27 protein-coding genes are annotated in these 26,744 nt (G+C 61.5%); 3 read left to right on the top strand and 24 right to left on the bottom strand.

The window, feature by feature from the left end; all coding sequences use genetic code 11:
- Positions 1–582: 582 nt before the first annotated feature.
- The 4 genes from D3Z90_RS14570 to D3Z90_RS14555 are packed head-to-tail and all read right to left on the bottom strand — an operon-like array spanning position 583 to position 4,512.
- Complete coding sequence (locus D3Z90_RS14570; protein ID WP_136476722.1) at positions 583–1,731, bottom strand: ABC transporter ATP-binding protein; 1,149 nt, start codon at positions 1,729–1,731, stop codon at positions 583–585.
- Positions 1,732–1,750: 19 nt separating this feature from the next.
- Positions 1,751–2,560 (bottom strand): ABC transporter permease, encoded by an 810-nt coding sequence (locus tag D3Z90_RS14565; protein WP_136476720.1) that lies wholly within the window; start codon positions 2,558–2,560, stop codon positions 1,751–1,753.
- 6 nt (positions 2,561–2,566) lie between these two features.
- Positions 2,567–3,490 carry an ABC transporter permease gene (locus D3Z90_RS14560; protein ID WP_136476718.1) on the bottom strand — a complete coding sequence of 308 codons (924 nt, stop codon included), beginning with the start codon at positions 3,488–3,490 and terminating at the stop codon, positions 2,567–2,569.
- Entirely contained in the window at positions 3,487–4,512 is a 1,026-nt protein-coding gene (locus D3Z90_RS14555) for an ABC transporter substrate-binding protein (protein WP_136476715.1), read from the bottom strand. Before D3Z90_RS14555 ends, D3Z90_RS14560 begins: the two co-directional genes overlap by 4 nt.
- A gap of 284 nt (positions 4,513–4,796) precedes the next feature.
- On the opposite strand from D3Z90_RS14555, the gene D3Z90_RS14550 reads away from it, so the two are divergent.
- On the top strand, positions 4,797–4,985 hold the full coding sequence (locus tag D3Z90_RS14550; protein WP_136476713.1) for a hypothetical protein: 189 nt from the start codon (positions 4,797–4,799) through the stop codon (positions 4,983–4,985).
- A 25-nt stretch (positions 4,986–5,010) separates the two neighbouring features.
- Here D3Z90_RS14550 and ribBA read toward each other — a convergent pair whose 3' ends face one another.
- The gene (ribBA, locus tag D3Z90_RS14545) at positions 5,011–6,120 is read right to left on the bottom strand and encodes a bifunctional 3,4-dihydroxy-2-butanone-4-phosphate synthase/GTP cyclohydrolase II (protein WP_136476711.1); all 1,110 of its coding nucleotides are present in this window, start codon (positions 6,118–6,120) and stop codon (positions 5,011–5,013) included.
- A gap of 75 nt (positions 6,121–6,195) precedes the next feature.
- Between ribBA and D3Z90_RS14540 the strand changes: the two genes are divergently transcribed.
- The gene (locus tag D3Z90_RS14540) at positions 6,196–6,489 is read left to right on the top strand and encodes a DUF1330 domain-containing protein (protein ID WP_136476709.1); all 294 of its coding nucleotides are present in this window, start codon (positions 6,196–6,198) and stop codon (positions 6,487–6,489) included.
- A 93-nt stretch (positions 6,490–6,582) separates the two neighbouring features.
- The gene (locus D3Z90_RS14535) at positions 6,583–7,590 is read left to right on the top strand and encodes an Ldh family oxidoreductase (RefSeq protein WP_136476707.1); all 1,008 of its coding nucleotides are present in this window, start codon (positions 6,583–6,585) and stop codon (positions 7,588–7,590) included.
- A gap of 85 nt (positions 7,591–7,675) precedes the next feature.
- Here the strand turns inward: D3Z90_RS14535 and D3Z90_RS14530 are convergent, their stop codons facing one another.
- The 19 genes from D3Z90_RS14530 to D3Z90_RS14435 all read right to left on the bottom strand — a co-directional run bounded on the left by D3Z90_RS14530 (position 7,676) and on the right by D3Z90_RS14435 (position 26,742).
- Complete coding sequence (locus tag D3Z90_RS14530; protein WP_136476705.1) at positions 7,676–9,256, bottom strand: aldehyde dehydrogenase (NADP(+)); 1,581 nt, start codon at positions 9,254–9,256, stop codon at positions 7,676–7,678.
- 25 nt (positions 9,257–9,281) lie between these two features.
- Complete coding sequence (abaF, locus tag D3Z90_RS14525; RefSeq protein WP_136476702.1) at positions 9,282–10,664, bottom strand: fosfomycin efflux MFS transporter AbaF; 1,383 nt, start codon at positions 10,662–10,664, stop codon at positions 9,282–9,284.
- 67 nt (positions 10,665–10,731) lie between these two features.
- Entirely contained in the window at positions 10,732–11,649 is a 918-nt protein-coding gene (locus D3Z90_RS14520) for a dihydrodipicolinate synthase family protein (protein WP_136476700.1), read from the bottom strand.
- Positions 11,650–11,773: 124 nt separating this feature from the next.
- Positions 11,774–12,802 (bottom strand): proline racemase family protein, encoded by a 1,029-nt coding sequence (locus tag D3Z90_RS14515; protein ID WP_136476698.1) that lies wholly within the window; start codon positions 12,800–12,802, stop codon positions 11,774–11,776.
- A gap of 69 nt (positions 12,803–12,871) precedes the next feature.
- Positions 12,872–13,594, bottom strand: a complete 723-nt coding sequence (locus D3Z90_RS14510; protein WP_136476696.1) for an amino acid ABC transporter ATP-binding protein — start codon at positions 13,592–13,594, stop codon at positions 12,872–12,874.
- The gene (locus D3Z90_RS14505; protein WP_136476694.1) at positions 13,587–14,237 is read right to left on the bottom strand and encodes an amino acid ABC transporter permease; all 651 of its coding nucleotides are present in this window, start codon (positions 14,235–14,237) and stop codon (positions 13,587–13,589) included. The genes D3Z90_RS14510 and D3Z90_RS14505 overlap by 8 nt, the downstream gene beginning before the upstream one ends.
- A 10-nt stretch (positions 14,238–14,247) precedes the next feature.
- Positions 14,248–14,913, bottom strand: a complete 666-nt coding sequence (locus tag D3Z90_RS14500) for an amino acid ABC transporter permease (protein ID WP_136476692.1) — start codon at positions 14,911–14,913, stop codon at positions 14,248–14,250.
- Positions 14,906–16,696 (bottom strand): aconitase X, encoded by a 1,791-nt coding sequence (locus D3Z90_RS14495; RefSeq protein WP_136476690.1) that lies wholly within the window; start codon positions 16,694–16,696, stop codon positions 14,906–14,908. The genes D3Z90_RS14500 and D3Z90_RS14495 overlap by 8 nt, the downstream gene beginning before the upstream one ends.
- A gap of 10 nt (positions 16,697–16,706) precedes the next feature.
- Positions 16,707–17,525, bottom strand: a complete 819-nt coding sequence (locus D3Z90_RS14490; RefSeq protein WP_136476688.1) for a transporter substrate-binding domain-containing protein — start codon at positions 17,523–17,525, stop codon at positions 16,707–16,709.
- Between the two features lie 241 nt (positions 17,526–17,766).
- Complete coding sequence (locus D3Z90_RS14485; RefSeq protein WP_136476686.1) at positions 17,767–18,516, bottom strand: AraC family transcriptional regulator; 750 nt, start codon at positions 18,514–18,516, stop codon at positions 17,767–17,769.
- Positions 18,517–18,572: 56 nt separating this feature from the next.
- Positions 18,573–19,829, bottom strand: coding sequence for an FAD/NAD(P)-binding oxidoreductase (locus D3Z90_RS14480; protein WP_136476684.1), 1,257 nt, complete (start codon positions 19,827–19,829; stop codon positions 18,573–18,575).
- Positions 19,826–20,062 carry a (2Fe-2S)-binding protein gene (locus tag D3Z90_RS14475; protein WP_136476682.1) on the bottom strand — a complete coding sequence of 79 codons (237 nt, stop codon included), beginning with the start codon at positions 20,060–20,062 and terminating at the stop codon, positions 19,826–19,828. The genes D3Z90_RS14480 and D3Z90_RS14475 overlap by 4 nt, the downstream gene beginning before the upstream one ends.
- The gene (locus D3Z90_RS14470) at positions 20,055–21,170 is read right to left on the bottom strand and encodes an FAD-binding oxidoreductase (protein WP_136476680.1); all 1,116 of its coding nucleotides are present in this window, start codon (positions 21,168–21,170) and stop codon (positions 20,055–20,057) included. The genes D3Z90_RS14475 and D3Z90_RS14470 overlap by 8 nt, the downstream gene beginning before the upstream one ends.
- Entirely contained in the window at positions 21,167–22,099 is a 933-nt protein-coding gene (locus tag D3Z90_RS14465) for a 4-hydroxyproline epimerase (RefSeq protein WP_136476678.1), read from the bottom strand. The genes D3Z90_RS14470 and D3Z90_RS14465 overlap by 4 nt, the downstream gene beginning before the upstream one ends.
- A 1,519-nt stretch (positions 22,100–23,618) precedes the next feature.
- Entirely contained in the window at positions 23,619–24,293 is a 675-nt protein-coding gene (locus D3Z90_RS14455; protein WP_136476674.1) for a GntR family transcriptional regulator, read from the bottom strand.
- 104 nt (positions 24,294–24,397) lie between these two features.
- The gene (locus D3Z90_RS14450; protein ID WP_136476672.1) at positions 24,398–24,961 is read right to left on the bottom strand and encodes an NUDIX hydrolase; all 564 of its coding nucleotides are present in this window, start codon (positions 24,959–24,961) and stop codon (positions 24,398–24,400) included.
- A 2-nt stretch (positions 24,962–24,963) separates the two neighbouring features.
- Positions 24,964–25,716 (bottom strand): GntR family transcriptional regulator, encoded by a 753-nt coding sequence (locus tag D3Z90_RS14445; protein WP_136476670.1) that lies wholly within the window; start codon positions 25,714–25,716, stop codon positions 24,964–24,966.
- Between the two features lie 90 nt (positions 25,717–25,806).
- The gene (locus D3Z90_RS14440) at positions 25,807–26,196 is read right to left on the bottom strand and encodes a carboxymuconolactone decarboxylase family protein (protein ID WP_136476668.1); all 390 of its coding nucleotides are present in this window, start codon (positions 26,194–26,196) and stop codon (positions 25,807–25,809) included.
- A gap of 60 nt (positions 26,197–26,256) precedes the next feature.
- Positions 26,257–26,742 (bottom strand): flavin reductase family protein, encoded by a 486-nt coding sequence (locus tag D3Z90_RS14435; protein ID WP_136476666.1) that lies wholly within the window; start codon positions 26,740–26,742, stop codon positions 26,257–26,259.
- Positions 26,743–26,744: the final 2 nt, after the last annotated feature.

Genomic DNA, 26,744 nt, shown 5'->3' with positions numbered 1-26,744 from the left:
CCTGCGCTGCGCTTCGGGTTCCCTCATTCCACCTTTGCTTCGTACATCGCCAGCTCAGACACCCTGAATCGTCCCTTCGGTGAGGTCCCGGCGGGAGCGCCCATGCCAATGGATCAGCAGCTGGCTGTATGTGTCACCGACTACACAATTAGCCTATCGTAGGTGAGAACCAGAAGGTGGCGCAGGTGTAGATGAGCATATCCATTTGATGCAGTGGCACCACTGGCTGGTTTCGCCTTTACGGCGACCCACTTTTGTCGGGGCAAAAGTAGGCAAAACCCCTTGTCCCTGCATCAGGCCCTACGCTGCGCTCCGGGTTCCCTCATTCCACCCTTGCTCCCGTGGGGATCGCGCCGAAGGGCCGTCCCTGGCCCTGCGGCGCTCGCCGGCCATCCATGGCCGTCGCCCCACTACGCAAGGGTTCCATTCGGCCTGCTGAAGGGACGATTTGTGGCGTCTGCACGATTTTTGTAGGTGGAAGCACAGCAACAGCAACAGCAACAGCGAGGCGTTGGTCATGCGCAGTAAGGGCGCAACGGTGACTCGAGACCACCCACGCCCATCGATGGTGGCGTGTATGTATCAGTGCGCTCCAGCTGCTTTGTTCAGGTCGCTTGGCGCCCATTGGGTGTACACACAAGCATCGGATACCGCCCAGCGTACACTCACCTGATCACCAGGCTGCATCGGCATACCCGCCGCAGACAGCGCCTTGACAGTCATTGCAGTGCCGCCCGGTGTGACGACGCTGCACGTCTGACTTTCACCTAGAAAAAGCACTTCACTGACCCGCGCCGTAACCTGATTCCAACCGGCTGGCAGTGGTTCACGCGCCGCTTGCTCAGCTGTCAGGGCCACAGCTTTTTCTGGCCGCACCATCAGCAACACCTCCTGGCCTTCAGTCAACCCCGGTGTCAGGCGCATAGCCAGCGGCTGCCCTTCAAAGCTGGCCGCACCATTGCCATGAGCGCTTACCCGAAGGAAGTTGGAGTTACCCAAAAACGAGGCAACAAAGGCATTCGGTGGGTTCTGGTAAAGATCGTAGCCAGTACCCAGGCCGACGATCTTGCCATGGCTGAAAATGGCGATGCGCTGGGACAGGCGCATAGCTTCTTCCTGGTCGTGAGTGACGTAGACGATGGTGATCCCCAGGCGACGATGCAGTTGGCGCAGTTCATCCTGCAGGTCTTCGCGCAGTTTTTTGTCCAGCGCACCGAGCGGTTCGTCCATCAACAGAATGCGTGGCTCGTAGACCAGCGCCCGGGCAATCGCCACGCGCTGCTGCTGGCCACCGGACAGTTGCGCCGGACGCCGATGGGCGAAGCTGTCCAATTGCACCAGCTTGAGCATGGCATCGACCTGTTTGTCGCGCTCGGCGGCACTGCGTTTGCGAATGGCCAGGGGAAAGGCGATGTTGTCGCGCACAGACAGATGCGGAAACAGTGAATAGCGCTGGAACACCATGCCGATGTCGCGCTTGTGCGGCGGTACGTTGACCAGCGACTGGCCGCTGACCAGAATTTCGCCGCTGCTCGGCGTTTCGAAGCCGGCAAGCATCGACAAGGTTGTGCTCTTGCCCGAGCCGCTGGAACCCAGGAAGGTAAGGAACTCGCCGTCCTGGATGTCGAGGTTGATGTCGTCCACCGCGGCGAAGTCGCCATAGTGCTTGTTCAGGCTACGCAGGCTGACCAGCGTCTTGTCGTGCTGGGATTCGTTGAGGACTGCACTCATTTTATTATTCTCCAGGCGCTCAAGCGCTGACTTCGTTGCGCCGACGCAGGGCGGCGGCGATCACCATGACCAGCAGCGACAGACCGATCAGCAACGTCGAGGCGACGGCGATAACCGGGGTCAGGTCCTGGCGCAGGGTGGTCCACATTTTTACCGGCAAGGTTTGCAGGGTAGGGCTGGCCATCATTACGCTCAGCACCACTTCGTCCCACGACACCAGAAAGGCGAACAAACCACCGGCGATCATGCCCGGACGGATCGCCGGGAAGGTCACCTTGACGATCGCCTGCAGGCGCGAGGCGCCGCAAATCACGGCGGCATCTTCAATGGACTGGTCGAATAGCTTGAGCGAATTGATGATCGAGATGATGGTGAACGGCAGGGCGACGATGACGTGGCTGACCACGAAGGAAAACAGCGTGCCGGTGTAGCCCAGCTTGAGGAACAGGGCATAGACCGCCACGGCAATGATCACCAGCGGCACAATCATCGGCAGGGTGAACAGGCCGTAGAGCATCTCGCGCCCGGGAAAGCGCCCACGTACCAGGGCAAAGGCGGTCGGCAGGCCCAGGGCAACAGCGCAGACGGTCGTCAGCAGCGCCACTTTCAAGCTGGCCAGGGCAGCGTCCATCCACTCGGCGTTGGAGAAAAACTGGCCGTACCATTTCAGCGTCCAGCCCGGTGGCGGGAATACCAGCCATTGTGATGAGCCGAACGACAGCAGCACGATGAACACGATCGGCAGCAGCAGGAACAATGCAATCAGCCCGGTGGTGGTGTATAGGCCGTAGCGCAAGCGCCGGCTCATGGCGTTGGGTGTCAGGAGCATCTTGGCTCACCTCCCGTTGCTGTTGCCGACCGGGGATTCCGGTTGCAACTTCAGGTAGAAGTAGAACAGCACCAGGGTGATGGCGATCAGCAACGCAGCAGCAGCGCTGGCCAGGCCCCAATTGAGGAACGATTGCACCTGCTGGACAATGAACTCAGGCAGCATCATGTTCTGCGCACCGCCCAGCAACGCTGGCGTCACGTAGTACCCCAGCGACATCACGAAGACCATCAAGGCGCCGGAAAACAGCCCGGAACGGCACAGTGGCAAGAACACCTTGAAGAAGTTGGTCCAGGGGCTGGCGCCGCAGATCGAGCCTGCCTGCAAGACCATCGGATCGATGGCCTGCATGGTGGCCTGCAGGGGCAGGACGATAAAGGGGATCATGATGTAGCTCATGCCGATGACCACGCCGGTGAGGTTATGGACCATCTCCAGCGGCGCATCGATGATGCCCAGTGCCATCAGCATTTTGTTGATCACACCCGACGCTTGCAGCAGCACCAGCCAGGAGTAGGTGCGCGCCAGCAGGCTGGTCCACATCGACAGCAGCACTATGTTCAGCAGCCAGCGTCCCCAGCCGCGGGGCACCAGGGTAATCGCCCAGGCCAGGGGAAAGCCCAACAGTACGCTGATCAGGGTTACCAGGCCGGCTACCGAAAAGGTGTTGAACAACACGCGCGCGTAGGCTGAGTTGGCGAACAGTTGCTCGTAGTTACCAAGGCCCGGTTCGGGCTCCAACACGCCGCGCAGCAGCAGGCCGATCAGCGGCGCGAAAAAGAACAGGCCGAGGAACAGCAAGGCCGGGAGCAGGTTACGGCTACCGCGCCAGCGCTGACGAAATGGGGTCGTGTGCGTCACTGCCGCTCCCTGGGTGCCGTTGCCGGGAGCACCGGATGCAGCGTGCAAGGCATTGATCGCGACTTTCATTTGACCAGCCACTCATTCCAGCGGGTGGCGATGGCCGGCCCGTTCTTGGCCCAATAGGCAAAGTCCAGAGTGACTTGATCCTGTGCGTAAGCGGTTGGCAGGTTAGAGGCCAGTTCGGGTTTGAGCAGGCCGATGCTGTCGAGGTTTACCGGGGCGTAGGCAGTCAGATTGGCAAACTCGGCCTGGCCTTTGGCGCTGCTGGCCTCGGCAAGAAACTTCATCGCCGCTTCCTTGTTTTTCGCGCCCTTGGGAACAACTAGAAAGTCGGCCATGACCAGGTTCTGTTTCCAGCTCACACCGACCGGCGCACCGTCTTGCTGCAGGGCATAGACGCGACCGTTCCAGAACTGGCCCATGCTCACTTCACCAGAGGCCAGCAGTTGCTGGGATTGAGCGCCGCCGCCCCACCAGACGATGTCTTTCTTGATGGTGTCGAGTTTCTTGAAGGCGCGGTCCAGGTCCAGCGGATAGAGCTTGTCGGCAGCCACGCCGTCTGCCAGCAGGGCCAGTTCCAGCACGCCGGGGCTTGGCCACTTGTACAGGGCACGTTTGCCGGGGTAGGTGCTGGTGTCGAACAGTGCGCTCCAGTCCAGCGGCTTGTTGGCGCCGAGCTTGCCTTCGTTGTAGCCCAGAACGAAGGAGAAGAAGAATGAACCGACGCCATGATCGGAAACGAAGCGCGGGTCGATGCGGTCACGCTTGATGGTGTTGAAATCGAGCGGCTCAAGCAGGCCTTCGGCTGCGGCGCGCAAGGCGAAGTCGGCTTCGACATCGACCACATCCCATTGCACGTTGCCGCTTTCGACCATGGCTTTGAGTTTGCCATAGTCCGTAGGACCGTCCTGGACCACGCGGACCTTGCTGGCATCACTGAAGGGTTCGGCCCAGGCCTGCTTCTGCGCATCCTGGGTGCTGCCGCCCCAGCTGACGAAATTCAGGCTGTCGGCGGCCAGGGCAACCTGGCAGGTCAATGTCAGCAGGCTGGCAGCCAGCACTGCACTTGCGCGTTTGGTGAACAGCATAGGTACGCCCTCGTTTCTTGTGTTTATCAGCGGGCTTTGCGTTGCCCGCCTTGTAGTGGGGAGCATCAATTTCAAGCGTGGTAGCGGCTGGCGGGCCTGTCAGGTACCGGTCAGCAGATTATTCGGTCTACGGGATATCATATTATGGTATTCCAAACTTTTCGCAAGAGCCTGGAAGCTACCGGCTATCACTGCAGCTTGATGGGTGGGCGTATAGCCACGGGCCAGAGCCTTCGTGTGCCACTGTCTATAGTGAAAGAATGTTTTCAGCCGGAGTCGTGTCCATGGAACTGATCAGCCGAGAACCGTGGTGGCGCAGGCCGCCACAGCCCGGGCAGCGCGAACAAGACCTGGAGTGGGGGTACCTGGAAATCTACAAGGATGGGCACGCGGTGTTCGTCGACCAGCGTCCCACCGACAAGGAGCTGGCCGAGCGCAAGAGTTGCCGCAATTTCCCCGAGGCGGAGCAATAGCCAAAAGTTTGCCGCAAGGCGCCAATCAGGCAGTGAAGGGGATGTTTTGCACCACTTCCAGGTCGTAGCCGGTCAACCCGGCATATTTGAGCGGCGGCCCCAAGTGACGCAGCTTGCCCACGCCAAGGTCCTGGAGAATCTGTGCGCCCGTTCCAACCTCTGAATACGTGCGCGCCTGCGCGCGCTGGTAGGGGCGCGGCGGTTGGGTCAAGTGTGGTACCCGTTCCAGCAGGGCCTGGGAGGATTCGTGGTTGGCCAGAATGACCACCACGCCATTGCCTTGTGCGGCAACTTTCTCCAGTGCCGCCCATAAGGTCCAGTTGGCAGGGCCTGCGTACTCGGCACCGACCAGGTCGCGCAGTGGGTCAATCACATGCACACGCACCAACGTTGGCTGCTCACGGTGAATGTTGCCCATGACCATAGCCATATGCACGCCGCCTTCGACACAGTCCTCGTAGGTCACCAGACGAAAGACGCCATGCACGGTAAGCAGTTCGCGTTCACCGATGCGCTTGACTGTTTGTTCGTTGCTCAGCCGGTAATGGATCAGGTCGGCGATGGTGCCGATCTTGATTCCGTGTCGGGCAGCGAACACTTCCAGATCCGGGCGACGGGCCATGGTGCCGTCGTCGTTGAGCACTTCGACAATAACTGAGGCGGGGCTGAACCCGGCCAGGCGGGCCAGGTCGCAGCCGGCTTCGGTGTGCCCGGCACGGGTCAATACACCGCCTTCCCGGGCGCGCAGCGGAAAGATGTGTCCCGGCTGTACCAGGTCTTCGGCGCGAGCATTCGCTGCGACCGCGGCGGCGACGGTGCAGGCGCGATCAGCGGCGGAAATACCGGTGGTAACGCCCTGGGCTGCCTCGATCGAGACAGTGAATGCGGTGCTGAACGCGCTGCCATTGGCGGGCACCATTTGCTCAAGGCCAAGCCGCTGACAGTGGTCATCGGTAAGGGTCAGGCAGATCAGCCCACGTGCCTCGCGCGCCATGAAGCTGATGGCCTGGGCGTCGCAGCGCTCGGCGGCGATCAACAGGTCGCCTTCGTTTTCGCGGTCTTCGTCGTCCACCAACAGGACCATCTTGCCTTGGCGGTAGTCCTCCAGGATTTCTTCGATGCTGTTGAAGGGCATTGCTGCGTACTCACTGTCAGGTTGGAAGATTTATGGTATACCATAATACATAATAACTTGAAGTGAGAGCATGCAATGAAGGCTTACTGGATTGCCCATGTCGACGTCAGCGACCCAGCGCACTATCAGCAATACACCCAGAGGGCGCCGGCTGCCTTTGCGGCCTTTGGTGGTCGTTTGCTTGCCCGGGGCGGGCGCAGCGAAGCGATGGAAGGGCGGCCAACGCCGCAACGTAGTGTGGTTATCGAATTCGATTCCTACGAGCAGGCCGTGGCCTGTTATCGCTCGGAGCAGTACCAGCAGGCGTGCAGTTATCGTCAGGGGGTAGCCCGGGCCGAGGTAATCATCGTCGAGGGTGTCGAACCCTAGACTGTGCCGAGTTCGTCATCGCTATGGGCTAAAGCGATCAAGCTTCGGCGTCAGCGCTCGGGCAGGCTGGGGTGTCTGCTCAAGGAGATGAACATGATCCGATTGACCCTGTCCGACGCCCATTCGTTGGCGAACTCGATTCTCTTGCACAACGGCTTTTCGCCAGACCATGCCAAGGCGGTCAGCGATACCATCGTCGCTGGCGAGCGCGACGGTTGTGCATCCCATGGCCTGTACCGGGTGCTGGGGTGTGTCAGCTCGTTGAAGGCTGGCAAGGTGGTGCCTGACGCACTGCCGGAAGTGATCGACCAGGCGCCATCGATCGTACGCGTCGATGCTGGCGGCGGTTTTTCGCAACTGGCGTTCCAGGCCGCCTTGCCATTGTTGCAAGCCAAGGCGAGGCGCAACGGCATCGCGGCCCTGGCGATCAATCATTGCGTGCACTTTTCAGCCCTGTGGGTCGAGATCGAGCAGTTGGCCGAGGCCGGTCTGGTTGCCTTGGCGTTTACCCCAAGCCATGCCTGGGTGGCGCCTGCCGGTGGTCATCAGCCGGTGTTCGGCACCAACCCGATTGCTTTTGGCTGGCCGCGTGCAGGCAAACATCCTTATGTATTCGACTTCGCTACCAGTGCGATTGCCCGTGGCGACATCGAACTGCATCGGCGTGCAGGCAAGGCAATTCCCGAAGGATGGGGCGTGGACGAGCAGGGCAAGCCGAGCACCGATCCCAACGTGGTACTCGACCGTGGCGCGATGCTGACGTTTGGCGGGCACAAGGGGTCGGCACTGGCGGCGATGGTCGAGCTGATTGCTGGGCCATTGATCGGTGACCTGACCAGTGCTGAATCACTGGCCCATGCCGATGGCAGCAAGTCGTCGCCGTACCATGGCGAATTGCTGATCGTTCTGGACCCACAGCGCTTTCTGGGAGATGCCACCGATCAACACCTGGCCCGGGCCGAAGCGGTGTTCGAGAACATCGAAGGACAGGGCGCGCGGTTGCCATCGCAGCGTCGCTATGCCGCGCGGGCACGTAGCCTGGAGGAGGGGGTAGAAATCCCGGAAGCCTTGTACAACGACCTCAAGGCCCTATTGAATTAACCCCGCCAGTGGGCTTGGCCTAAGGTCAGGCCAGGTCAACCGAGGAGCGGGATTTCCCGCCCCTCGGGACACATAGCCTGTGTCGCTACAGTGCGGCCCGGCTACTTTGGCCATCAACCAACCGGGCAATACCCAGCGGATTGGCATTCTGCAACGCTGCTGGCAACAGCGCATCCGGACAGTTCTGATAGCACAGCGGACGCAGGAAACGATCGATGGCCAGGCTGCCGACGGAGGTGCCCCGTGCATCCGATGTCGCGGGGTAGGGGCCGCCGTGTACCATCGCATCGCAGACCTCGACGCCGGTGGGGTAGCCATTGAACAGCACGCGCCCGACTTTTTGTTCCAGTATCGGCAGCAGGTGGGCGTAGGTGTGCAAATCCTCGGGCTGCGCAATCAACGTTGCCGTAAGCTGGCCATGCAGGCTGTTCAAGACTTGCTGTAGTTGTTGGGCATCGGCCACTTCCACCACTACGGTGGCCGGACCAAACACCTCTTCCTGCAACAGCGGCTCGCCCTCAATCAATAGTCGTACATCGGCCTTGAACAACTGTGGGTGAGCTTGATTACCCACTTGCGCTTGCCCGGCAAGATGGCTGATGCCTGGATGGGCGAGCAGCGCTTGCACGCCGTTGTTGTAGCTGGCGAGGGTGCCGGCATTGAGCATGGTTTGCGCAGGCTGTTCGGCCAGTTGTGCAGCCAACTGCTCGGTGAAGACACTGAACGCCGCGCAACGAATGCCGATGACCAGCCCTGGGTTGGTACAGAATTGCCCGCAGCCGAGCACCACCGAGGCGGCCAGCTCGCGGGCGATGTGTTCGCCACGTACAGCCAGCGCCTCAGGTAGCACCAATACCGGGTTGATGCTGCTCATTTCCGCAAATACCGGAATCGGCTGCGGGCGCGCCGCAGCCATGTCGCACAGCGCCCGACCGCCTTTGAGTGAGCCGGTAAAACCAACCGCCTGGATAGCCGGGTGTTTGACCAATGCCTCGCCGACGCCAGCGCCGTAGATCATGTTGAACACACCTTTAGGCATGTCGGTCTGTTCGGCGGCGCGAATAATCGCATCGGCGACGGCCTCGGCGGTGGCCATATGACCGCTGTGCGCCTTGAACACCACCGGGCAACCGGCAGCCAGCGCCGCCGCGGTGTCGCCGCCTGCGGTGGAGAACGCCAGGGGGAAGTTGCTGGCGCCAAACACCGCCACCGGCCCTACGCCAAGACGGTACTGGCGCAGATCGGCGCGTGGCAGCGGTTGGCGATCGGGCTGTGCGCGGTCGATCCGCGCACCGAGGAAATCACCGCGGCGCAGTACCTGGGCAAACAGGCGCATCTGCCCGCTGGTGCGTGCGCGCTCGCCGAGGATACGGGCGTTGGGCAGTGCCGTTTCGCGGGTGACCAACTGGATGAAGTCATCTCCCAGCGCGTCGAGTTGCGTGGCAATGGCGTCGAGAAACTCCGCCCGGCGTAGTGGCGCCAGACTGCGCAATGCAGGGTATGCATGGGCTGCGGCGTTGGCCGCGGCATCTACCTCTTCGCCGGTAGCCTGGTAAAAGTGGTAGGGCAAGGCTGCGCCGCTGCTGGCTTCGTGGCTGCGCAGCGTTGGATTGCCGGCGGCGCTGCGCGCACCGCCGATGTAGTTGTGGCCGATGATATCCGGCATGGAACACTCCTGTTGTAGGGTGGATTCAAGCTAATGAATTGCCTTGGCGAACAGCGCTGGTTTGCCCGGCTGCAATACGCGCATCGGCCTCAGCGTCGACTTCGTGCAGCGACTTGCCCCGGGTCTCACGCGTGAGCCCGACGGCAATGATCGAGATCAGCGAAGCACCCACCAGGTACCAGGCAATGGGGGTCGAGCTGTGGAACTCGTTCAGCAGGCTGATGGCGATCAGTGGTGCCAGTGAGCCGGCGAAAATCGGCGCGACCTGGTAGCACAGTGACAGGGCGGTGTAGCGCACATGAGTGGGGAACATCTCGGCCATCAGCGCCGAGTAGGGTGCGTAGGTCATCGACTCGATGGTCAGTCCCAGGGTGATGGCGGCCATGATCATCCAGTTGTTGCCGGTGTCCATCATCGGAAAGCCGATAAAACCCCAGAAGGCGGTGAGCACCGCACCGGTCAGGTACACAGGCTTGCGCCCAACCAGGTCGGACAGATACCCCATCAACGGAATCAAGAAGAAGTGCAGAAGGTGCGCGCCAAACATCAGCAAGAGAATCTGCGAGGTGTCCTTTTGCACTACCAGCTTGAGATAAGTGATCGAGAAGGTCACTACCGTGTAGTAGAGAATGTTCTCGGCAAAGCGTGCGCCGATCCCGACCAGCACCGCACGCCAGTGATGGCGCAGCACTTCGACCACGCCTAGTTGCTGCACGGCTTTCTTCGCCTGGCGCGCCTGGGCTTCCTTGAAGATCGGTGCGTCGTCGACGCTGGTGCGAATCCAGTAGCCGATCAGTACCACCACGGCGGAGAACCAGAACGCGACTCGCCAGCCCCAGGCGAGAAACTGCTCTTCGGAAAGGGTACTCGACAGCAACAGCAGAGCTACAGTGGCGAGCAGGTTGCCTGCCGGCACCCCGGCTTGTGGCCAACTGGCCCAGAAACCGCGACGGTTGGCCGGGCAGTGCTCGGACACCAACAAGATAGCGCCGCCCCATTCGCCACCAAAGGCAAAGCCCTGAATCAGCCGCAACAGTACCAGCAGTGCCGGCGCAGCGTAGCCAATGCTGTCGAAGCCGGGTAGGCAACCCATCAGGAAGGTAGTGACGCCGACCACCACCAGGCTCAGTTGCAGCAAGCGTTTACGGCCGAATTTATCGCCGTAGTGACCGAACACCAGGCCACCCAGTGGGCGCGCCAGGAAGCCAACGGCGTAGAGGGCAAAGGCGGCAATGATGCCGTCGATAGGACTGTCGGTTTGACGGAAGAACAACTGGCCGAAGACCAGTGCCGAGGCGGTGCCGTAGAGGAAGAATTCATACCATTCGGCGACGGTGCCGGCCATGGCTGCGGCGACGACACGCTTCAATCCCGAAGGGGTGGTTGCGCTGGACGAGTGACTGGACATGTTGAGGATTCCTGTATGGGCGCAAAACAGGCGGGCCGGCTCCTGGGGGAGCCGGCCCGGTTGTCACTCAGAGGCCGACGTCTGGCAGATGCGGACGCTTGGCCAGGGCTTTGGCCATGATCTGCTCAACGTAGACCCGATCAGCGTCTGGCAGCGCCAGACGCGGAGGACGAGTCAGCGCGCTACCACGACCGGCGATCGCTTCACAGAGCTTGATGCACTGCACAAGGTCGGCGCGGGCATCAAGGTGCAGGATTGGCATCAGCCACTCGTAGATCGGCATGGCTTCGGCGAAGCGTCCGGCCTTGGCCAGGCGGAAGATGGTTTCGCCTTCTTTGGGGAACACGTTGGACATGCCCGACACCCAGCCCTGGGCGCCCACGGCAATGCTTTCCAGAACCACGTCGTCCAGGCCGGCAAACAGTACGAACCGGTCGCCTACCTCGTTGCGCACATCGATGAAGCGGCGGGTGTCGCCCGAGGAGTCCTTGAAGCACACCACGTTCTCGCAGTCGGCCAGGGAAATCAGGATGTCCGGGGTGACGTCGTTCTTGTAGATCGGTGGGTTGTTGTAAACCATCAGCGGCACGTCAGTGTGCTTGGCCACGTAGCGGTAGTGCTCGGCGGTCTCGAACGGTTTCGAGCCGTAGACCAGTGCCGGCATCAACATCACACCGTCAACGCCGACCTGACGCACTGCGTTGGCGACTTTGGCAGCTTGCACGCTGGTGAACTCAGCCACGCCGCAAATCACCGGAACCCGGCCACGCGAGGCATCGACGGCGACTTCGGTCACGGCGATTTTTTCTTCGGCGGTCAGCGAGGTGTTCTCACCGACAGAACCACACACCACCAGGCCAGAGACGCCGTCACGGATCACGTTGGAAATGACCTCGTGGGTCTTTTCCAGGTTGATCGAGAAGTCGTCGTTGAATTGGGTGGTGACCGCAGGGAAGACGCCGCTCCAGTTTACGTACTTGCTCATGATGTTCTCCGGTTGTTTATTGTATTTCGTATACGATATTTGAAGTGCCTATATTCGACCAGGGTTTTTTTCGCGTATTACTGACCGATTTACAGGGGTGGTTTTTAAATCAAGGGGTTAGCGATCATGCGCCGGGCCATGTGTCCGACAGTCGGTAGCCTTGCGGCCAAGGGTCGCTTGGGTCGAGCATCAATTGATGGGTACCGGTGATCCAGGCTCGCCCGGAAATACACGGATAGATGGCCGGGCGACCGTCTATTTGTGTTTGCGACTCGATGCGGCAATCGAATTGCGAACCGATGATCGAACGGCCGATAAAACGGTCACCCACCTTCAGCAAGCCTTTGGCCTGCATCACTGCCATGCGCGCCGAACAGCCGGTGCCGCAGGGCGAGCGGTCGATCTTGCCGGGACGGATAACCACTGCGTTGGCGCCGGTGGCAATGCCGTTCTCGTACTCAATGGGGGCGGCGATCTGACAGAAGGATAAGTGCGACCAATCCGGGTTCGTCGGGTGACGAAAGCCCAACTGTTCATTGGCGGCGCGGGTGATCTTCAGCCCGATCTCGACGATGTCCTTCGCTTCGTCGGGGCGTATGGCAAAGCCCAATTGGCGGGCATCGGCAATGGCGAAACTGTCGCCGCCATAAGCGGTGTCGACCTGCAGTGAGCCATGGCCTTCGACTTCGATCCAGGCATCCAGGCGATCAGCGAAGGAGGGCACGTTTTTCACCTCGACCCGCTGCACCTTGCCGTCGCGACATTGCGCGACGGCTTCGATCAGACCGCCGGGTGCTTCCAGGACCAGGCGGGTTTCAGGTTCGGTCATCGGCAGGATGCCGCTGTCGAGCAACACCGTGGACACGCACAGCGAGTTCGAGCCGGACATGGGTGGGGTGTCCGCCGGTTCCATGATGATCCAGGCCATCTGCGCGCGTGGATCCTTGGGCGGCACCAGCAGGTTGACGTGGCGGAACACGCCGCCGCGGGGTTCGTTGAGGACGAAGTTGCGCAGGGTCTCGTCGCGGGCGATCCAGCGCGACTGTTCCCAGACCGTAGCGCCAGGAGGTGGGGCGACGCCGCCGACGATGACGTCGCCGACTTCTCCTTCGGCGTGGCAACTGACGATGTGGATGATCTTCGAAGAGCGCATTCGGGGAAGGTCCTTATGTTGAGTACCGCCTTCGTGACGGTGGGGTTGATCCCACCGTTGTGGATGCTGCTATTTCACCGACTTCAGGAAAGCCGCGGTCTCAGGCTGCGTCGGGTTGCCGATCACTTGCTCCGGCGAGCCGATCTCATGCACCAGGCCGTTACGGAAAAACGCCACCCGGTCCGAGACATCCCGGGCAAAACGTATCTCGTGGGTGACCAGCACCATGGTCATGCCGTCTTCGGCCAACATGCGCATGGTGTCCAGTACCTCACCCACCAGTTGCGGGTCGAGCGCCGAGGTGGCTTCGTCGAAGAGCATGTAGTCCGGCGACATGGCCAGCGCCCGGGCAATCGCCATGCGCTGCTGCTGGCCCCCGGACAATTTGCCGGGGAAGGTCTTGAGCTTGTCGCCCAGTCCCACGTGGGTCAGTTGCTTGACGGCCAGCTCTTCAGCTTGCTCCTTGCTTTTGCCCAGCACCTTGCGCGGCGCGAGCATCACGTTCTCCAGAACGGTCAGGTGCGGAAAGGCGTTCCATTGCTGGAAGACGATGCCGATCTTCTGCCGCAGGCGGTTCAGGTCCGTGGCGCGGTTGTGCACCTCGATGCCATCGACGCGAATGCTGCCTTTCTGGATTGGCTCCAGGCCGTTGATGCACATCAGCAAGGTCGATTTACCCGAGCCGGAGCCGCCGATGATCGACACCACTTCGCCTTTGTCCACGGTCAGGCTCACACCCTTGACCACTTCAAGGTTGCCGAAGGATTTATGTACGTTCTGGATCTCAATCATTTTCTTGCCACCTTGTTTCCAGGCGGGCGCCCAAACGGGCAACCACCAGGCTCATGACGTAGTAGATGAGGCCCGCGATGCACAGCACCAGCAGGGGTTCCTGAATCCGTGTAACGATGGTTTGCGAGGCGCGCAGCAGTTCGACGATGCCGATCCACATCACCAGTGCAGTGTCTTTCATCACCCCCAGTACCAGGTTCAGCCAGCCGGGAAACGCCACCCGGGTTGCCATTGGCAGAACGATCCAGCGCAGGTCCTGCAGGTAGCTCATGCCCAGCGAACGGCTGGCGCGGCGCACGCTCAACGCTACCGAGAGCACGCCACCCCGAACGATTTCGGTGAAGTAAGCGGCGGTGTACACGCCCAGCACGATGCAGCCGACACTGAAGGCACTGATGTCCAGTCCGACGATGCTCTTGAACGAGTTGAACAGCACGAACTGGATCAACAGCGGTACGCTGCGAAACACATCCAGTACCCAAGCGAGCGGCAGGCTCAGGCGCGGCCACAAGGCACGCGCCAGGCCGAACAGCAAGCCCGCGATGGTGCCGATCAGAATGGCCCAGAAGGTCAGTTGCAAGGTGATCCACGCCCCTTCGAGGAGGAACATGAAGTCGTTCCAGGTAAAACCGGTGGAAAACATGTCGAGCTCCTCAGTAGCGGAACAGCCGCCAGGCCATCAGCCGCGCGACTGCGACAATCGCCTTGGCGATCACGTAGTAGAGCGCCGCCGCCAGGGCGAAATATTCGAAGGTGCGGAAGGTCTTGACGTTGTAATCCTGGGTCACGCCGGTCAGGTCGTTGTTCAGGCCCACGATCACCCCCAGTGAGGTCATCAGCACCGCCCAGACCATTTGGTTGGTCAACGGGTAGAACACCACGCGCAACAGCTGCGGAATGATGATCATCCGGTAAGCCTGGAAGGCGCTCATGCCCAGCGAGCGCGCTGCGCGCATTTGCGTGGTCGGCACCGCCTTGAGACCGCCGCGAAAGTTCTCTGCCAGGTAGCCTGCGTTGTTGAAGGTGATCCCGGCCAACAGGGCGATCCAGGAGCTGACGTGCATGCCCATCGAACCGAGGCCGAAGTACAGGATGTAGATCTGGAACAACGACGGCGTGTTACGGGCGATGGATACCCAGGTGTTGGCAAAGCCGCGCAGCAGCGGTTGCTTACCTTGGCGCATCACAGTCAGGGCCAGGGCGATGAGCACACCGAGGATCATCGACAGGGCCGCGGTCTCGAAGGTCACCCAGGCGCCGGCAAGCATGTCCGGAAGGGCGCGCAGGGCTGCGCGCCATTGGAAGGTATAATCAAACATGCGCGGGACTCTCCTTGAATGCAGCGGGTTGCAGCCAGGTCGGTAGCCGTCCGCTGGCCACGCCGCTGCAGGCCGACTCCACGCATTCGCCAAGGCTGGCAAAATGCACCGGGCGGCCGGCCAGGCCTGGCCCGTAGTGGGCGTATTTGCCGGAGTTGGTCATCAGCGTGCGTGCGCTGGGCGGGATTACCGGCTCTCCCAGCATGCACCAGCAGGTATCGGTAACCAGGGTTACGCCGAAGCGTTCGAGCCCGTCGATATGCCCGGCAGCACGCGCCTGTTCCAGCACCGCACGGCCACAGGTGATCGCCAGCACCACTTGCGGATGTTTGCTGCGGCCCTGGCACAAACGATCCAGCGCCGCGAACTCGCTGAAGGAAAAGTGCGGATTGCCCAGCGACACCACATCGACTCGGGGCTCGCGGGCGCTGTTGAGCTCGCGCCAGCTGTGCAGCAGGTCGCTCAGTTGCAGGCGCTCGCAAGGTAAGTGGGCGCCGGGCTCGAGTACTTGCGTGGGGTCCAGTGCCTCGGGTGTAACCCCGGCAATGTGGAACAAGGGGGCCGCGGAGGTGGTGGCGAAGGCTGCCCCAAAGGCCTTGAGATCGTCGAGGCTGGGGTGGGCCTGTTCCAACCCACGCACCAGCGGAATCCGAGAGCCCGATAGCGCACCGATGTGGTAGCCGAGCAGCGGGTAGAAACTGTCATCCAGGGTGCCCAGTGCCGGCAGCTCGACAATCAGCTGCGCCTTGCGTTGCTCGTCCAGGTGACAACCAATGCTCGGTGCGCGACCGGTCAAGGCGATGCAGATATCGAGGTAGTCGGGGTACTTCAGTGTGCGCGCGCCCAGAACGCTGTTGGCATAGACCACTGCGTTGGACTCGGCCCAGACGATCTGTTCGCCCAGCGTCGGTGCACTGTCCAGCAGGTAGGGCGCGCAGGTGAAGCTTAACTGCGCGCCCATGGCCATATACGCCTCGCCCAGGGCACTGGCGGGCTCGCCGAGTGCTGGGTCGATGCCCAATTCGCGCCAGCGGCGCTGGTCTACCGAAATGGAATTGAGTGTGGTCGGCACGCGCACCTTCGCGCCCCATTGCACCAGCTGTTGGGCAAAGCGCAGGCTCGCCGGACCGGTGTAAATACAGCCGTCTATGTGTGCCTGGGTCACGTCCAGCAGTTGCTCGGCGCCTTGCAGCTCGGCCATGCGCAGGACAATCTGCATCGCAATCTGCGCGGCCTTGCCGTGAGTGCCGTCGAGCAATGCGCGGTCGCTCGGTGCCAGGTTCAGGTTGCTGCTGAAGGTATTGAAAGCCTCGGCGCCAGGGCAGAACGCCGGGGCCTGCCAGTGATCGGCAGGCGCCAGGGTAAAGAGCTCAAGGTGTCGTCCTTCGAGCCGGGCAAAACCTGCCCCGGACAATTCGGCGAACGCCTCCCTGCCGATGCACAGCACCGGCAGGGAGCGCTCGAACAGGGTCTGGGCGACCAGCACCCCGAGGGTCAGGATCTCGTCGGCTTCGGCCAGCACCAATGCTGCCGGTGCGTGGCCGTTGCTGATCAGTTCCATCATCACACTGCTGCCGGTGCAGGAGCCACGTCCGCTGGGAATCGCCAGCACGCGTCCGGCAATGCACTGGCCGCTGAGCGGATGATGACGATCGATCACTTCGCCGCTGAACGGGTCGACCCCGCCCCAGAAGCTCAGCCCGGTATCGGCGAACAACAGTTCACCCTGGGCCGCGCCCTCGACCAGGCAGCGCCCGGTCAGGGGTTTGGGTGTGCTGATCATACCGCCCACCTCAGTAGTAGACCTGCGGTACGGTCAGGTCGGTCGGGGCGATCTCGGTCCCCACCCACTTGGTGAACAGCTCCTTGTAGCGCCCGGTGCGCACTTGTTGGTTGACGAACAGGTCGAGGTAGCGCAACAGACCGTACTCATTGCGTTTGGCACCCAGCGATACGTAGTCGATCACGTAGGGCGCGTTACCGGCGACCTTGAGGTTTTTGTATTTGCCAGACTTGAGGGTGGCGGCGGCGACAGTGTTGGTCACCACGGTGGCGTCGATATGACCTTGGGCGACCGCCAGCAGCGTGTCGTTCTGCGACTGGTAGGCACGGAAGCTGCCACTACCCCAGCTCTTCACGTCCTTTTCCAGTGCAATGGCTTCATAGGTGCCACTGGTATTGCCCAAGGCTTTGCCTTTGAGGTCGTCGAAGCTATTGATGCCGGTATTGTCGCGGGTCAGCACCACCATTTGGAAGGCGAAGTACGGCACGGTCAAACCAACGGTCTTGGCCCGTTCCAGGGTGTCGGAGGTGGACGCCACGATAACGTCCGCGCGGCCGGAGATCAGTGCAGGGATGCGGTCGGGGAAGGGGGTCTCGACCACTTCGGCGTCGACACCGAGGATTTTTGCCAGATCGTTGCAATAGTCGACGTCAAAGCCGGCTGGCTTGTTGGCTTCGTCACGAAAGCCCATCGGTGGAAAGTCGAGGGTGACGGCGCAGCGCAGCTTGCCGGAGCCAATAATATCGTCGAGCTTGTCGGCCTGGGCGTTGGCGATACAGGCAGTACTGAGAACAGCGCTGAGGGCTACGGCAAATGTGCGGTTTTTCATAGATGCCTCGTGGTCTGGGGGGTGCTGTTAGATATCGTATTGGTAATTTCGTATACGATATTTTCTTAGCAATGGGCGTGCCTGTTTTTGTCCGGAACCAGCAATTGGCCGGCAGCCCGTGAGTTAGGGCGCCTGTAGGAAAGTGGAGTTTTGTAGGGTGGTTTCAGTGCGGCGGGTCGGCTGCAGGACGGGTGTTACGTATGGGAGCACCGCCCTTACGCGGCGCCCCATTTAGGAACACTCAGCGTTGGCCGTCGCGGTACTGGCTCGGCGAAAGGCCGGTGAGCGCGCGGAATTGGCGGCTGAAGGCACTGTGGTCGGTGTAACCGCAGCGCAAAGCGATTTCGGTAATGGGCAACTCGGGGTCTTGCAGCAAGCGTGAGGCTTCTTCCAGCCGTGCCTTGTGGATCAACTGACGCGGCGTGAGCTGGAAGATGCGTTTACAGTGACGCTCCAGTTGCGCCACGGAAAGCCCGGCGATTGCGGTCAGTTCGGCGAGACTGATCGGGCGGGTGAAATGGTGACGAATGTGCGCATCGACGGCGGCGAGCTTCTGGAACGCCGGGTGGTTGGATTGTGGTAACTGCAAGTCGCGGGAGATACCGGCCAGCCCCACGACATTGCCTTGGGCATCCTTGAGCGGGCGTTTGTGGGTCAGGCACCAGATCGACTGGTTGCCGAAATACAGGTGCAGCTCAAGCTGGTCGGCCAACTCCCGGCCACTGCTCAATACTCGCCGATCTTGTTCGGTATACAGAGGCCCGAAGCGCTCGGGGAAGACATTTTCGGCGGTCAGTCCGAGTAGGTCATCGCTGTGTTTGCGCCCGCAACGGCGTGCCAGGGTCTGGTTGACGAAAACGTAGCGCGCTTGCAGGTCCTTGATGAAGAACACCACGTCGTTCAGCGTATCGAGCAGGGGCGCAATGGGCTGTAGGCTGTCGAGCAACGTAGGCAAATCGCAGGGGGCGAGGCTGTTGAGTGTGGCGTGCATGGCGCTGACGGTCCGTGGGCGACCGTCGGGATCATAGTGCGCCCCCGCTATTTACCTCAAGCACCGGGCGTTTCGTCCAGGCACAGCAAGGTCTCGATGCGCGCCGGGCTGAACGGTGGGCGGGGTGCCGAAGGCTGCCAACCGAACAGGTATTCGGCGGCCGCACCGCATACTCGACCTTGGCAGGCGCCCATGCCGCAGCGGCTGGCCAGTTTGGCTTCACGCCAGTTGGCATGCCCGACAAGGGCCGCGTAAGGCACGTCCTCGCAGCGGCACACCAGGGTGTCGGCGCTGGCCAGCGACTTCAGCGTCGGGTCGAGGGCGAAGGCTTTGTTCAAGGCTGCAGCAAAACCATGCCAGCGCGCGCGGCGAGACAACAATGCCTGCGCCGCCGGACGGTCACCAACCGCCGCATGGCCGGCAATGGCACCCTCGACCAGGGCCCGTTCACTGCCACCGAAACCGGTGCATTCGCCCGCGGCGTAAATGTCGGGTTGTGAGGTGGCTTGCCAGGTGTTCACGGCTATTGCTTGCTGGCGCACTTCACAGCCCAAGGCTTGACCTAGTTGGCTATTGGCAATCAGACCGAAGCCGCAGGCGAGTCTATCGCAGGCTACTTCCACGATTTTGCCGTTTTGCTTCAGACGCACACCTTCCAGGCGATCGCTGCCCAAGGCAGCAAGCACATGGCTGCCCGTACGGTAACTGCGGTCGAACAGGGTGAAGGATTGCAGCAACTTGTGCGGCCAGCGCGGCAATTGCGCGGCAAAGCCGGCAACTGCTGCCAGCGATGCCTGCTCGGCAATGGCCAGCAGCTTGGCGCCGTTGTCTTTGGCTGTCGCAGCGCTGGCCAACAGCAATGGCCCGCTCCCAGCGATCACCAGGCGCTGGTCGCGCACCGGCAAGCCAGCTTTGATCAGCGCTTGCAAACCACCGGCACCGGTGACACCGGGCAGCGTCCAGCCGGGGAAGGGCAGGAGCAATTCGCGAGCGCCGGTGCAGAGGATCAGTTTGTCGTAACGAATCTGCCAACCACGCTCTGCATCCTCAACCAGCAGGGTCTTCGGGCCGGGGCAGGCAATTACCCGTGTACCGCTGTGGTAGCGCACATTGGTACAGGCCAATACGCGTTCACGCAGTTGACGCGCCTGGGCGGGAACCTTGGCGTGCGGACCGTCGCGCCAGATTTGCCCGCCCGGAAGCGGGTTGTCGTCAAGCAGCACGATGCGTGCGGTGGTAGACGCGGCGGCCAAGGCGGCCGCCAAACCGGCAGGGCCGGCGCCGATAATCAGCAGAGGGGTGTATTCGCTCATGCCCGGGTCTCCACGTGCATACCCTCGCGGCACAGGGTTTGGCAGGCCAGGCGCCGGCGGCCGTCGATGTTTACGCGGCACTCCTGGCAAATGCCCATGCCGCATAGCGGCGCGCGGCGGTGACCACCAACGGCGGTGCGCGAGCAGCCATCGCCGCCCAGTGCCAGGGCCGCGGCCACGCTGGTACCTTCGGCCACAGACAGTGGACGGCCATCGAGGATCAAGTCAGGCATGCATGTGTGCTCCCAGGAAGCGGTGGGGCAGATAGGGTTGAGCGGCCAGGGGCGGGGTTTCGTCGAACAGTTGCGCGACCAGCAGGTCCGCCGTCGCCGGCGCCGTAGTGACGCCCAACCCTTCATGGCCGACGGCCAGCCACAGGCCGTCCTGCTGCGGATGCCGGCCCACCAGTGGCAGGCCGTCGGGGCTGGCGGCGCGAAAGCCGGTCCAGGCGCGAATGCCGTTCAACTGCGCAAGGCCGGGCATGTACTCGGTGGCGCGCTTGAGCATGCGTGCCAGCATCCAGCCTTCCACGCCCGGATCGGTGGTGCCGAACTGACGTGAGGCACCGATGAACAGTTGCCCGGTCGGACGCGGCTGGATATTGCAGGCGGTAGAAGGTCCGCTGGCATTGTGGGCACTGGTGACATAACCCAGTTCCACCAAGGTATGGGTGACGCTACCGGGGTAGCGGTCGGTGATTAGCAAATGGCCTTTCTTCGGTTCAATGGGCAGCTCCGGGCACAGATCGGTGGCCTGGATGCCGTTGGCCAGCACCACTGCCTCGGCGCTGAGCCACTGACCGTCCTCCAGGCGCACACTGTTACCCTGTACCGCCGTGACGTGCGCACGGCGCTGCTCGATCCGGGGCGACTGCAACATCCAACGTGCGGTAGCGGGGGCGTAGAGAATGCCATCGCCATTGATCAACAGACCTCCCTCCAAGCCTTCACGCAGGGCTGGTTCACGTTGGCGCAAGCCGCGCCCGCTAACGCGTTCGCAGACAATGCCTTGTGCGTGCAGCACACCGTATTTGTGTTCGGCCACGGCCATTTCTTCGGCATTGGCCGCTAGCCAGAGGGTGCCATTACTACGATAGGCGCAAGCGTCGGGCAGTTGCCTTGCCAATTCACGCCAGCGTTGCAACGAGTACTGGCTCAACGCTAATTCCGCGGCGTTGTCATCGAGCACCAGCAGATGGCCCATGCCGGCTGCCGTGGCGCCATGCAGCCCGGCATCCAGGACCAGCACGCGCAGGCCGCGCGCAGCCAGCGCCTGGGCACAAGCTGCGCCGATAATTCCGGCACCAATCACGATCACATCGGCCACGGCAGCGCCGCTCACGGGCGAATGCCCCAGGCGAACGGGTCGTCTTCCTGAAGGATGAGCGTAGCCTCGGCACTGATATGGGCGCGACCGCGAATGGTGGGAATGATGCGCTCGCCAGCCGTTTCGAACGAACCTTCGAAGACACTGCCAATCACGCTGGCCTGCTGCCAGGGCTGGCCGGGTTGGAGTTTGCCGTCGGCGGCCAGGCAAGCAAGCTTGGCGCTGGTACCGGTGCCACAGGGCGAACGGTCGTAGGCTTTGCCGGGGCAGAGTACAAAGTTGCGGCTATCTGCGTGAGGGTCGTCGGCAAACAGTTCGATATGGTCGATCAGGCCACCGTCTTCGCCGCGAATGCCTTGCTCATCCAGTGCCTGCTGTACTGCATAGGTGTAGGCGGTCAGCGCCTCGATGTTGTCGCCCGCGACTTGCAGGCCGTGATCGGCAATAAGAAAGAACCAGTTGCCGCCCCAGGCCACGTCGCCGACCACCAGACCAATGCCCGGCACCTCCAGCGAGAGGTCCTTGCGGTAGCGGTAGGCGGGTACATTGCGCACGCTGACAGAGTGGTCTTCATGCAGCGTTGCCTGCACGGTACCCACGGGGGTTTCGATGCTGTGCACACCCGGTCCGATACGCCCCAGGTGCGCGAGGGATACTACCAGGCCGATGGTGCCGTGGCCGCACATGCCCAGGTAGCCGGTGTTGTTGAAGAAAATCACCCCGGCGCAGGCACTCGGATCAACTGGCTCGCACAGCAGGGCGCCAACCAGTACATCGCTGCCACGCGGTTCGAGCATGCAGGCGCTGCGCCATTGGTCGTGTTGTTGGGCAAGAAGCTGGCGGCGCTCGGCCATGCTGCCTTTGCCCAGGGCAGGGAAGCCGTCGGTGACCAGGCGGGTCGGTTCACCGCCGGTGTGGGAGTCGATCACGGTAATGCGTTTCATGGGGAGGCCGCGTCCGTTCTGGGGGAGTGATCGACAGAGTGGCTTGTTGTCGGGGGCGCCGGCTTGATGCCTTTGAATCAGCTGAACGACGAAATCGGCACAGTAATGACGCTGGGTCTTTTTGGAGGGTGTGGCTTGGGTGTCGATGGGCATATCCGTTTGATGGGGTGGCGCTATTGACTGGTTTCGCCTTTACGTGGAGGGCGCAAAGGTGACTCCAAACCGCCCACGCCAATGGATCAGCGTCTGGCTGTATGCGTCACTGAGCGGGTGAGCACCGAAAATGTGGCTCGAGTGGCGATGGGCATATCCGTTTGACGCAGTGGCACCACTGGCTGGTTTCGCCTTTACGGCGACCCACTTTTGTCGGGGCAAAAGTAGGCAAAACCCCTTGTCCCTGCATCCGGCCCTACGCTGCGCTCCGGGTTCCCTCATTCCACCCTTGCTCCCGTGGGGACCGCGCCGAAGGGCCGTCCCTGGCCCTGCGTCGCTCGCCGGCCATCCATGGCCGTCGCCCCACTCCGCAAGGGTTCCATTCGGCCTGCTGAAGGGACGATTTGTGGCGTCTGCACGATTTGTGTAGGGAGAAGCACAGCAACAGCAACAGCAACAGCGCCGCGCTGGTGTTCAGCTTTTGTTGTTGATCTGGCTCTTCGTACATCGTCAGCCCAGACACCTGGATCGTCCCTTCAGTAGGCTGAGCGTAGGTATTGCGTAGTCGGGTGCAGGCCATGGATGGCCTGCGAGCACCGTAGGGCCAGGACGGCCCTTCGGTGCGGTCCCGACGGGAGCAATGCCGGAGCGAAGGGACCCGGAGCGCAGCGTAGGGCCGAATGCAGGGACACACGGTTTTGATTCCTTTTGCCAAGACAAAAGGGATGCGCCGTAAGGGCGCAAAGGTGACTCCAAACCGCCCATGCCAATGGATCAGCGTCTGGCTGTATGCGTCACTGACTACGCATCGGGCCTGTTAGCGGGTGAGCACCGAAAATGTGGCTCGAGTGGCGATGGGCATATCCGTTTGATGCAGTGGCACCACTGGCTGGTTTCGCCTTTACGGCGACCCACTTTTGTCGGGGCAAAAGTGGGCAAAACCCCCTGTCCCTGCATCCGGCCCTGCGCTGCGCTCCGGGTTCCCTCATTCCACCCTTGCTCCCGTGGGGACCGCGCCGAAGGGCCGTCCTGGCCCTGCGGCGCTCGCCGGCCATCCATGGCCGTCGCCCCACTACGCAAGGGTTCCATTCGGCCTGCTGAAGGGACGATTTGTGGCGTCTGCACGATTTGAGTAGGTAGAAGCACGGCAACAGCAACAGCAACAGCAACAGCAACAGCAACAGCAACAGCAACAGCAACAGCAACGGCAACGGCAACGGCAACAGCGAGGCGCTGGTGTTCAGCCTTTGATGTTGATCTGGCGCTTCGTACGCCAGCCCGGATACCTTGGGTCATCCCTTCAGTGGAGTAGGGTGTGCAACATTCGGGGTCGGTTCATTCGCGAGTGAGTGAACGCATTTACCGGTTATGTCGGGGTTTGCGGCAGGTGCTCGAACAGTGTCCTGCATACACCTGCAATGTGCTCATCGAGCAACGTCACCGCGCGTTCGACATCTTTGGCGCGGCAGGCGTCGAGGATTTCACGGTGCTCGTGATCGGCGCGCTCCTTGCCCGCGGACAGGCTCATCTGCATGCGCAGGTAACGTTCAAGCTTGTCGTTCACCGAACGAATCATATTCACCAGAAATGGCCGCTGCGCCGGTTCGTACAGGCAGGCGTGCAGCTCCCAGTTCAGTTCAGCCCAGCGCCCGACGTCGTTCTCGCCGACGAATTCCTGGCAGATGCGCTCGGCGCGTGTGAAGGTGTCCTCGGTCATGTTCGGGATGGCCAGGCGCAGCGCCTTGTCTTCAAGCAGCATGCGCACCTCGAACATCTGCGCCAGTTCAGGCTCCGACATACGTGTGACCATTGCCCCGCGATTGCGCTGGAACATGACCAGACCCTCGGCCTCAAGGCGTTTGAGTGCCTCGCGCACGGGGATCTTGCTGACGTTGAACTGGCGGGCGATGTCGTCTTGGCGAATCGGCTCGTCCTCGCCGAAATGCCCGGCGATGATCGCATCGCGCAGATGACGAGTGATAATTTCCGAAGTCGAAGGCGTATTGCCCAAGTCCGGGGCGTTGAGGCGAGGTACGGTCACGGTGGCGTCGTCCGAAGTTCTTTCTGGATATGGTATACGAATTTATTCGAACTCGGTGTCGCACACGCCCGACGGCGAACGTCGTGATCCCGCCACCTTTGGATTCAGCGGATGAAATGCACTTTACCGGTGTCGTCGTTGCCCATGTAGATCCCATAGACCCCAGCTTGGCGCTCCTCGATATAGCGTTCGAGAATCTGCCTGATGGCCGGGTAGTAGATCTCGTCCCAAGGAATATCCTCCGGGGCGAAGAATCGGTAATCCAGGGTCTCCGGACCATATTTTCCGGTAATTTCCAGGGCGATGGCGCGAAAGATGATGTACACCTCGCTGATCGTCGGCACGCTGAAAATAGAATACGGCGAGACAATTTCACCGCGTACGCCACTTTCTTCCCAGACTTCGCGCAGCGCCGCCTGTTCGGTGGTCTCGCCGCTTTCCATGAAGCCTGCAGGCAAAGTCCAGGTGCCGGGGCGCGGCGGTATGGCGCGCTGGCACAGCAGGTACTTGCCATCCTGCTCGATGATGCAGCCAGCGATGATTTTGGGGTTCAGGTAATGGACGTAGCCACAAGCGCTGCACAGCAAGCGTTCGTGAGTATCGCCGCTGGGCCGTCCCTGGTGTAGCGCGGCAGTACAGTGCGGGCAGTAACGTGGGACGGCGGGCATGATCAGCGACCTATGCGGGGTTCTTTGAGTGCAATGGGCGCAGCGATGTCGCGCACCTTGCTGTTGTCATTCTGTTTCAGCCGTAGGTACTCCAGGGCCACCTTGGCCGCGGCACGTACGTGATCGACCGATGCCTGGTGGGCAGCCAGAGGGTCGCCGCTCTTGATCGCTTCAACGATCTTGACCATTTCCTGGTTGCTCGCCCCGCGACGGTTTTCCTGGGAGACCGAGGTAGCACGCAGGTAGCTGATACGTGCCTGCAATTGGCGCAATTGCGTGGCTGCTACATGGTTGCCGGAGCCTTCGAGCAGCACATCGTAGAAACCCTGTACCGAGTCGATCACCTGTTGCAGTTCACCTTCTTCGAGGGCTTGGCGGTTCACGTCCAAGGCTTTTTCCAGGGCGCGGATGTCCTTGGCCTTGGCGTTCAGGGTGAACAGCTGGACGATCAGCCCTTCGAGTACGCAACGCAGTTCGTAGATATCTCGGGCGTCTTCCAGGGTGATGATGGCCACGCGTGGCCCCTTGGCGTCGGCGAACTCCACCAGGCCTTCGGATTCCAGGTGACGCAGCGCTTCACGCACCGAAGTGCGGCTGACACCAAGACGGTCGCACAGGTCGCGTTCCACCAGGCGGTCGCCCGGCAAGAGCTGGAAGCTCATGATCGCCCCGCGCAATTTGTCGAGCACGATTTCACGCAGGGTTACAGGGTTGCGGTTGACCTTGAAGCTGTCGTCGAGGGGCTGGCGTTTCATCATCTGTGCTCTGAAATTGGCTGTTGTCACAAGCGTCGCCGAGCACCTCGAATCGCGGTGCTCCGTGCGGCGGTTTCGAACAGCCAGTCGTTAACTGGTTGCCTCCAAATCGGCTTCGGCGAACGCCTCGCGGGCCAGACGGAAACTGTCCACGGCCGCAGGCACACCGCAGTAAATGCCGACTTGAAGCAAAATTTCACGTATTTGCTCACGACTCAGACCGTTACGCAAGGCGCCGCGTATGTGCAGCTTGAGTTCGTGAGGGCGGTTGAGTGCCGAAATCATCGCCAGGTTGATCATGCTGCGCTCTTTGAGCGACAAACCGTCGCGACCCCAGACGTGGCCCCAGCAGTATTCGGTGACCAGTTCCTGCAGCGGGCGGGTGAAGTCATCGGCGTTCTCGATCGATTTGTTGACGTATGCTTCGCCGAGCACCTGGGTGCGGATTTGCAGGCCTTTTTGATACTTCTCGTTGCTCATGATCAGCTCCGAAAAAATGGGGGCGCAACCGAGGGTATGGCGCACGCCCCCCAAGGGAAATCAGCACAGCGGCGGCAGGGCGCCGAGCTTGCCTTTGTGGTAGACCATTGGTGTTGCGGGCTGCTCGGGCAGAATCAGGTTCATCACCGAGCCGACGATGATGGCGTGGTCGCCACCGTCGTATTCGCGCCACAGCTCACACTCGATGACTGCCGTGGCATTGCCCAATAGCGGATTGCCCAGCTCGCTCAAGTGCCAGTCGATGCCTTTGGCCTTGTCCTTGCCTTTGCCGGCAAAGGCATAGGCTTCGGCGGTTTGCCCGGCCGCCAGCAAGTGAATGGCAAATTGCTTGCTGTCACGCAGAATCGGATACGTGTCGGAGGCGTAGTTGGGGCAGAACAGCACCAGCGCCGGCTCGATCGACAGCGCGCTGAAGGCGCTGGCGGTGATCCCGACGATGCCACCTTCGGCGTCCAGGGTGGTAACCACCGTAACACCGGAAGGAAAGGAGCCCATCACGTCTTTGTAGATGCCAGGTTCAATCATGG

It is taken from the genome of Pseudomonas sp. DG56-2 (genome assembly GCF_004803755.1).
Taxonomy (GTDB): Bacteria; Pseudomonadota; Gammaproteobacteria; order Pseudomonadales; family Pseudomonadaceae; genus Aquipseudomonas; species Aquipseudomonas auratipiscis.
The sequence above is the reverse complement of the archived record's forward strand: the minus strand, read 5'-3'. Positions and strand labels throughout refer to the sequence as shown.

What these genes read in the sequence shown, in the direction of transcription:
- D3Z90_RS14570 (WP_136476722.1), bottom strand. Translation starts at nt 1,731, where the DNA reads ATGAGTGCAGTCCTCAACGAATCCCAGCACGACAAGACGCTGGTCAGC.
- D3Z90_RS14565 (WP_136476720.1), bottom strand. Translation starts at nt 2,560, where the DNA reads ATGCTCCTGACACCCAACGCCATGAGCCGGCGCTTGCGCTACGGCCTA.
- D3Z90_RS14560 (WP_136476718.1), bottom strand. Translation starts at nt 3,490, where the DNA reads ATGAAAGTCGCGATCAATGCCTTGCACGCTGCATCCGGTGCTCCCGGC.
- D3Z90_RS14555 (WP_136476715.1), bottom strand. Translation starts at nt 4,512, where the DNA reads ATGCTGTTCACCAAACGCGCAAGTGCAGTGCTGGCTGCCAGCCTGCTG.
- D3Z90_RS14550 (WP_136476713.1), top strand. Translation starts at nt 4,797, where the DNA reads ATGGAACTGATCAGCCGAGAACCGTGGTGGCGCAGGCCGCCACAGCCC.
- ribBA (WP_136476711.1), bottom strand. Translation starts at nt 6,120, where the DNA reads ATGCCCTTCAACAGCATCGAAGAAATCCTGGAGGACTACCGCCAAGGC.
- D3Z90_RS14540 (WP_136476709.1), top strand. Translation starts at nt 6,196, where the DNA reads ATGAAGGCTTACTGGATTGCCCATGTCGACGTCAGCGACCCAGCGCAC.
- D3Z90_RS14535 (WP_136476707.1), top strand. Translation starts at nt 6,583, where the DNA reads ATGATCCGATTGACCCTGTCCGACGCCCATTCGTTGGCGAACTCGATT.
- D3Z90_RS14530 (WP_136476705.1), bottom strand. Translation starts at nt 9,256, where the DNA reads ATGCCGGATATCATCGGCCACAACTACATCGGCGGTGCGCGCAGCGCC.
- abaF (WP_136476702.1), bottom strand. Translation starts at nt 10,664, where the DNA reads ATGTCCAGTCACTCGTCCAGCGCAACCACCCCTTCGGGATTGAAGCGT.
- D3Z90_RS14520 (WP_136476700.1), bottom strand. Translation starts at nt 11,649, where the DNA reads ATGAGCAAGTACGTAAACTGGAGCGGCGTCTTCCCTGCGGTCACCACC.
- D3Z90_RS14515 (WP_136476698.1), bottom strand. Translation starts at nt 12,802, where the DNA reads ATGCGCTCTTCGAAGATCATCCACATCGTCAGTTGCCACGCCGAAGGA.
- D3Z90_RS14510 (WP_136476696.1), bottom strand. Translation starts at nt 13,594, where the DNA reads ATGATTGAGATCCAGAACGTACATAAATCCTTCGGCAACCTTGAAGTG.
- D3Z90_RS14505 (WP_136476694.1), bottom strand. Translation starts at nt 14,237, where the DNA reads ATGTTTTCCACCGGTTTTACCTGGAACGACTTCATGTTCCTCCTCGAA.
- D3Z90_RS14500 (WP_136476692.1), bottom strand. Translation starts at nt 14,913, where the DNA reads ATGTTTGATTATACCTTCCAATGGCGCGCAGCCCTGCGCGCCCTTCCG.
- D3Z90_RS14495 (WP_136476690.1), bottom strand. Translation starts at nt 16,696, where the DNA reads ATGATCAGCACACCCAAACCCCTGACCGGGCGCTGCCTGGTCGAGGGC.
- D3Z90_RS14490 (WP_136476688.1), bottom strand. Translation starts at nt 17,525, where the DNA reads ATGAAAAACCGCACATTTGCCGTAGCCCTCAGCGCTGTTCTCAGTACT.
- D3Z90_RS14485 (WP_136476686.1), bottom strand. Translation starts at nt 18,516, where the DNA reads ATGCACGCCACACTCAACAGCCTCGCCCCCTGCGATTTGCCTACGTTG.
- D3Z90_RS14480 (WP_136476684.1), bottom strand. Translation starts at nt 19,829, where the DNA reads ATGAGCGAATACACCCCTCTGCTGATTATCGGCGCCGGCCCTGCCGGT.
- D3Z90_RS14475 (WP_136476682.1), bottom strand. Translation starts at nt 20,062, where the DNA reads ATGCCTGACTTGATCCTCGATGGCCGTCCACTGTCTGTGGCCGAAGGT.
- D3Z90_RS14465 (WP_136476678.1), bottom strand. Translation starts at nt 22,099, where the DNA reads ATGAAACGCATTACCGTGATCGACTCCCACACCGGCGGTGAACCGACC.
- D3Z90_RS14450 (WP_136476672.1), bottom strand. Translation starts at nt 24,961, where the DNA reads ATGCCCGCCGTCCCACGTTACTGCCCGCACTGTACTGCCGCGCTACAC.
- D3Z90_RS14445 (WP_136476670.1), bottom strand. Translation starts at nt 25,716, where the DNA reads ATGAAACGCCAGCCCCTCGACGACAGCTTCAAGGTCAACCGCAACCCT.
- D3Z90_RS14440 (WP_136476668.1), bottom strand. Translation starts at nt 26,196, where the DNA reads ATGAGCAACGAGAAGTATCAAAAAGGCCTGCAAATCCGCACCCAGGTG.
- D3Z90_RS14435 (WP_136476666.1), bottom strand. Translation starts at nt 26,742, where the DNA reads ATGATTGAACCTGGCATCTACAAAGACGTGATGGGCTCCTTTCCTTCC.